Below are 6,000 nucleotides of genomic sequence, written 5' to 3' on the forward strand. Positions count from 1 at the left end.
CCCGCAGCGAAGGGCAGCCGCCCGACCTGCGGACACAGCGAGTAAATCATGAGTATCTATGTCATCGACGACCACCCCCTGATGCGCGACGCCATCGTGATGGTGCTGAGGCGCCTGCGACCGGCCGAGAACATCGTCGAGCTCGAACGGCTCGACAAGCTGACCGCAGCGGTCAAGCAACATGGGGCGCCGGGCCTTTTCTGCCTCGACCTCAAGCTGCCGGACACCACGGGCGTCTCGGGCGTCGTGGCCGTCAAGCTGGCCTATCCGGACGTGCCGATCGCGGTCTACTCGGCCTCGCCGTCGGCCGACATGGAAGAGGCCTGCATCGAGGCCGGCGCCGACACCTACATCGAGAAATCGGCCAGCTCGGCCGAGCTGACCGCCGCGCTGCGGGGCCTGCTGATGGCCGACACCGATGCCGAGGAGCCGGTGGCCGCGGCCAACAGCAAGCTGTCGAAGCGCCAGACCCAGCTGATCGCCATGCTCGACCAGGGCATGAGCAACCGCGACATCGCGACCGAGCTCGACATCAGCGAGCACACGGTGAAGGTGCACCTGTGGCGGCTGTTCCGGCGGCTGGGTGTGAAGAGCCGCACGCAGGCCCTCCACCACGCGCGCACCAACGGATTGTTGTCGGGCTGACCCCCAGGTTGCCCGGCACTTCGTGTCCGGGCGCCCACCCCCTCTCCGGGGGGCAACACCAGAGGCCCGGCAAAGCCGGTTCCTCGGTGTTTCACCAACGGGCCTGGCTGCGCCGGCCGGGGCTCAGCCTACGGCGCCTGAGATGCGGGTCTGGGCTTGCGTTTCGTCGGCGTCGTGCAAGGCGACGCGGAACACGCTGCCACGGCCYAGGCGCGAGCGCACGCTGACCGGATGCCCCAGCGCGTGCGACAGCCGCGCCACGATCGCCAGGCCGAGGCCGAAGCCGTCCGAGGTGCCGGCATGGTCGGCCACCTTGTAGAACTCCAGGAAGACGTCGCGCAGGTGTTCGCGCGCGATGCCGATGCCCGTGTCCCAGACCTCGACCCGCAGGCCGTCGCGGGTCTGCCGCGAGGCCAGCAGGATGCCGCCCTCGGCCGTGTACTTGATCGCGTTGGCCAGCAGGTTGCCGATCATGCGACGCACCCGGATCGGGTCGGTCAAGAYGGTGCCGGGCGTCACGTGCATGCGAAAGCCCAGCCCCTTGGCTTCGGCCACCGGCCGGTACTGCAGTTCGAGGTCGTGCAGCAGCTGCGCCACTTCGACCCGTTCGATGTGCAGCCGCACCTGTCCCGAATCGATGCGGGCGAGGTCGAACAGCGAATCGAACAGCGCGTTCACCGCGTGCGTGGCCCGCACGATCTTCGGCGCGATCTCGGCCACCAGCTCGGGCTCGTTGCGCAGCCAGTCGGCATAGAGCGAGAGCGCCAGCACGGGCTGGCGCATGTCGTGCGCCGCGCTGGCCAGGAAGCGGTTCTTCATCGCCACGGCCGACACCGCCGCCTGCCGCTGCTGGGTCAGCGAATTGATCAGGATGTGGTTGTGGAACAGCAGCTCGAAGCTGTTGCGCGCGGTCTCGTGGATGCGCCGGCCGGCCCGCAGCAGCAGCCACCAGTGCAGGCCCGGCAGCAGCAGGAAGCCGTAGTGGAAATGCGGCCGCTCGAACTTGAGTTCGATCATGCGCCAGGCGATCGCCGCCAGCATCGTGAAGAACAGCGTGTTGACGTAGCGCTTGAGCAGCGGCGGATGCAGGGCCAGGCCGTTGAGCGGGAAGGTCGCGACGCCGGCGACGATCAGCCAGCTCATGAACTGGTTCACGAGCGGCGTGCGCTCGAAGAAGATCAGGATCGACAGGCCCCAGGCGAAGCCGCTGGCACTCCAGAGATAGCGATAGCGCTCGACGAAGTACTGTTGCGCGGCCGAGTCGCGGTCGGCGTAGTCCCTGGCATAGAGCTGCTCGCCCCAGATCCGGCAACCGGTAGCGACGATGCCGATCGCGAGCCAGGCCATCAGCTGCCAGGGCGGCACGTGGCCCCAGCTCAGGCCCACCATGGCCGGCATCAGCGCCGCCGCCAGCAGGTAGGAGCCGCGGGAGGCCCGCATCAGGCTGCGGATCAGCTCACCGCGCACCCACGGCTCGGCCTCGTCGGCAGACGCAGGCGCCGGTGTGAGGCTTGCAAAGGACGAGTTGCCCAGCCCTGCGAACGACGAATTACCCATCATGGCCTTCACGCCCCTGTCATCCACGCCACAAAAAAAGGCCCCTCGCGAGGGGCCCCTGCCTGCGGCACTGCGCACCGCAATTGAAAAACTCTGCGACCCGATGCCGCCCTGTGCCACGCGCCCCTGGGCGCCAGGCGCTAACGCCTGATCTTAATTGGCCGCCGACGCGACTTCCGTCCCATCATTCCCTGATTCGTAGCGTGCGCACAACGCCTTTCGGGGTTCCGGCGTCTGCTTCGACCGCAGCCTCGCCCAGGATCCACGCCCGGAACGCGGCCACCTTGGCCCGCAACTGGCTTCCCTCGGGAACGAGCAGGTAGTACGCCAGGTCTTCGAGCAGGGCGTCGTCCGCGAGTCTCAGCAGGCGCCCTTCGGCGAGATCGGGCGCCACCATCGCCGCCGGCAGCAGGCCCGCGCCCTGCCCCGCCAGCACGGCCCTCAGCAGCAGACCGGCGTCGTCGTAGGCGGGGCCACGGGCCGGGCCGATCTCGTCGATGCCCTGCGCCTGGAACCACCGATGCCAGCCGCTGCGCTCGGCCTCGTGCACCTGCGGCCAGCGCAGCAGCGCCGCCGCGGAGGCTGGCCGCCCCAGCCGGKCGGCCAGCGCCGGCGCCGCCACCGGCACCACCTCCACGGCGACCAGCTTGTCGCTGTGCAGACCCGGGTAGCGCCCGAGACCGTGACGGATCGCGACGTCCACGCCATCGCGCGACCAGTTCACGAGCGCGGTGCTGGCGACCACCTGCAGATCGATGTCCGGATGGGCATCCTGGAAGTCCTGCAGCCTCGGGACCAGCCAGGCCGCGGCGAAGAAGGGCGTGACGCTGACAGTCAGCAGGCCCGACTCGGCCGCTGCCGCGATGCGCCCGGACGCCTCGGCGATCTGCCGCAAGGCATTGCGGATCGGCGGCAGGTACTCGCGCCCGGCGCCGGTCAGCACGATGCCGCGATTCACGCGCTCGAACAGCGCGATGCCCAGCTTCTCTTCGAGCGCCTTGAGCATCTGGCTGACCGCGCCGGGCGTCACGCACAACTCCTCKGCCGCTTTCTTGACCGAGAGGTGGCGCGCCGAGGCCTCGAAGGCGCGAAGTGCGCCCAGCGGCGGGAGATGCTTCAGGATCATTTAGTTTTACTAACTTCAATCGGCATCAATTCATGGTTTGCTTTTCCAATGCCGATTGGTGAACATCCAGCTTAGCAATTCTGATCCGAATCGAAGCAAAGGAAAACGCGCGATGACTGATGCCACGGTACTGCGCCGCCCTCGACGCCTGTTCCACGGCTGGTGGGTGGTCGCGGGCGCCTTCGCCGTGACTTTCGTCGGCTTCGGCAGCGCCTACACCTTCGGCGCCTTCGCAGCATCGCTGCAGCAGGAATTCGCGGCCTCGCGCGGCTCGACCTCGGTGGTGTTCTCGCTCGCCGGCTTCCTGTACTTCGCGTTCGGCTGCGTCAGCGGACCGCTGGCCGACCGCTGGGGCTCGCGGCGCCTGGCGCTCGCCGGGATGCTGCTGACCGGCGCCGGCCTGGTCGCGGCCAGCCTCGCGCGCAGCCTCACCGAGGTCTACCTGGCCTACGGGCTCGGGGTGGGCCTGGGCGTCGGCTGCGCCTACGTCCCCGCGGTCGGGGCCGTGCAGCGCTGGTTCTCCCGGCGGCGCGGGCTGGCGTCCGGGCTGGCCGTCAGCGGCATCGGCGTCGGCACGCTCGTCATGCCGGCGCTGGCCGCGCTGCTGATCGCACAACTTGGCTGGCGCGGCGGCTATGCCGTCCTCGGTGTCCTGGCCATGGTCGTCGGTGCGGGCATGGCGCTCCTGATCGAGAACGACCCGCATGCTCGCGGGCTGTTCCCTGACGGCGATCCCGCGGGCCCCGCCGATCCGGCGCAGCGCGCGGCAGGGATGTCGGTGCGCGAAGCGCTCGGATCGCGGCAGTTCGCGGTTCTCTATGGCGCCTGCCTGCTCTGCTCGCTGGGTGTCTTCGTGCCTTTCGTGCACCTGGTGCCCTCTGCGATGGACCAGGGCGTGGCGCCGTCATCGGCGGTGCTGCTGCTCGGCGTCATCGGCATCGGCAGCACGGCTGGCCGCTTCTTCCTGGGCGGGCTGATGGACCGGATGGGCCGCGACCGGGCCCTGGTCGCCATGTTCGTCGGCATGGCGCTGTCCCTCGCGATCTGGGCGATGGCGACGGGCTGGTGGCCGCTGGCGACCTTCGCCTTCGTCTACGGCGTCTTCTACGGCGGCTGGGTGGCGGTGCTGCCGGCCGTGGTGATGGACCGATTCGGCGGGCGGCATGTCAGCGGCATCATCGGCGTGCTCTATACCAGCGTGGCCTTCGGGACGCTGATCGGGCCGAGCGCCGCCGGGTTCGCCTTCGACATCAGCGGCAGCTACACGGTGCCGATCCTGGCGAGCGTGGCCGCCAACCTGCTGGCCGCGGGCATCGTGCTGGCGATGCCGCGGGGCGCGCTCCGCAGCGAGTCCTAGTGCGCCACCACCGCGATGCCGCGGATCTGCCCCGCCTTCGCCTCGACCGCCGGCCGCGGATAGCGCTCCGGCGCGAAGCGATGCAGCAACTCGGCCTCGCGGCCGCGGGCCAGCGCGAGGTTGGCGAGCTTCACGTGGCCGTAGCCTCGGATCGCCAGCGGCACGGCGGCAATCTGCGCCGCCAGCCGCTGGTTGGACGGCGACAGCCCGGCCATCAATTCGTCGAGCCGCGCATCGAAGCGCCCGATCAGCTCGCGCTCCAGCCGACGCTCCGCGGTGTGGCCGAAAAGGTCGAGGGCCGTGCCGCGCAGCACCTTGCCGCGCGCCAGCCACTTCATCGCCGGCAGCATCCAGCCGCCGAGGCGGATCTTGACCGGCGGCTGACCGTTCGTCGGCCGCGCGAGGAACGGCGGCGCCATGTGGAACTCGAGCTTGAGATCGCCTTCGAACTGCTCGGCAAGCTTCGCGCGGAAGCCGCCGTCGCTGTAGAGGCGCGCCACTTCGTACTCGTCCTTGTAGCTCATGAGCTTGAGCAGGCTCTGGGCCGCATTGCGCGTGACGGGCAGCGAAGGGTCGCCACCGGCCAGCGCAGACTCGCGTTGCCGCACCGCCCCCACCCGGGCCTCGAAGCGCCGGGCCCAGGCCGCGTTCTGATACCCGGCCAGATGCCGCACAGCCCTGGCGACCAGCGCCTCCAGCGACTCGTCCTCAGCCAGCGCGGCCGGCGCACCGCGCACGGCATCGATGGCCTGCGGATCGCCCGCCGCCAGGCGGCCGAGCGAGAACGCCAACTGGTTGGCCGCCACGGCGACGCCGTTGAGTTCGATCGCGCGGGTCAGGGCCTCCAGGCTCAGGGGAATCAGGCCGCACTGCCACGCATAGCCGGCCGCGAGGATGTTCGATGCCAGCGTGTCGCCCAGGAACTCCTCCGCCAGCGTCTGGGCGTCGAAGGTCCGGACCTGTTCGCGGCCGGCCACGAAGCGCATCTTCTCGAGCAGCAGCTCGACCTTGAGGTCCGCATCCGGGTTGCGCAGCGACTCGGCCACCGGGATCTCGTGCATGTTCGCCAGGATGCGCGTGCGGCCGTGGCGCACGGTCTGCAGCGCCTCGGGCGAGGCACCGACCACCACGTCGCAGGCCAGGATCGCATCGGCCTGCTGGGTGTCGATGCGCACCTGGTTCAGCCGCTCGGGCGTGTCGGCCAGGCGCACGAAGCTCAGCACCGCGCCGCCCTTCTGCGCAAAGCCCATGAAGTCCAGCACGCTCGCCGACTTGCCCTCCAGGTGCGCGGCCATCGCGATGACCGCGCCCACGG

Annotated in this window: 5 protein-coding genes; 2 read left to right on the forward strand and 3 right to left on the reverse strand. The window is 69.8% G+C overall.

Annotation, left to right across the window (positions count from 1 at the left end; translation table 11 throughout):
* Positions 1-48: 48 nt before the first annotated feature.
* Positions 49-645, forward strand: coding sequence for a response regulator transcription factor (locus tag AC1D2K_RS05070; protein WP_442285411.1), 597 nt, complete (start codon positions 49-51; stop codon positions 643-645).
* A 123-nt stretch (positions 646-768) separates the two neighbouring features.
* Here AC1D2K_RS05070 and shkS read toward each other — a convergent pair whose 3' ends face one another.
* Together shkS and gcvA are read right to left on the reverse strand one after the other, a co-directional pair.
* Positions 769-2,205, reverse strand: a complete 1,437-nt coding sequence (gene shkS / locus AC1D2K_RS05075; RefSeq protein ID WP_478086807.1) for a surface-behavior sensor histidine kinase ShkS — start codon at positions 2,203-2,205, stop codon at positions 769-771.
* Positions 2,206-2,386: 181 nt separating this feature from the next.
* Complete coding sequence (gene gcvA, locus AC1D2K_RS05080) at positions 2,387-3,328, reverse strand: transcriptional regulator GcvA (protein ID WP_478086803.1); 942 nt, start codon at positions 3,326-3,328, stop codon at positions 2,387-2,389.
* 112 nt (positions 3,329-3,440) lie between these two features.
* Here gcvA and AC1D2K_RS05085 point away from each other — a divergent pair, with 112 nt between their 5' ends.
* Entirely contained in the window at positions 3,441-4,685 is a 1,245-nt protein-coding gene (locus AC1D2K_RS05085; RefSeq protein WP_478086804.1) for an MFS transporter, read from the forward strand.
* Here the strand turns inward: AC1D2K_RS05085 and AC1D2K_RS05090 are convergent.
* Positions 4,682-6,000: DUF6537 domain-containing protein (locus AC1D2K_RS05090; RefSeq protein ID WP_478086805.1), on the reverse strand; the 1,319-nt coding region annotated here is incomplete at its 5' end. The genes AC1D2K_RS05085 and AC1D2K_RS05090 overlap by 4 nt on opposite strands.

The sequence above is a fragment of the Variovorax sp. P1_H12_2 genome, assembly GCF_056405335.1.

Excerpts from the sequence above, each read along its gene's own strand:
- AC1D2K_RS05070 (WP_442285411.1), top strand. The coding sequence starts at position 49 with ATGAGTATCTATGTCATCGACGACCACCCCCTGATGCGCGACGCCATC.
- AC1D2K_RS05085 (WP_478086804.1), top strand. The coding sequence starts at position 3,441 with ATGACTGATGCCACGGTACTGCGCCGCCCTCGACGCCTGTTCCACGGC.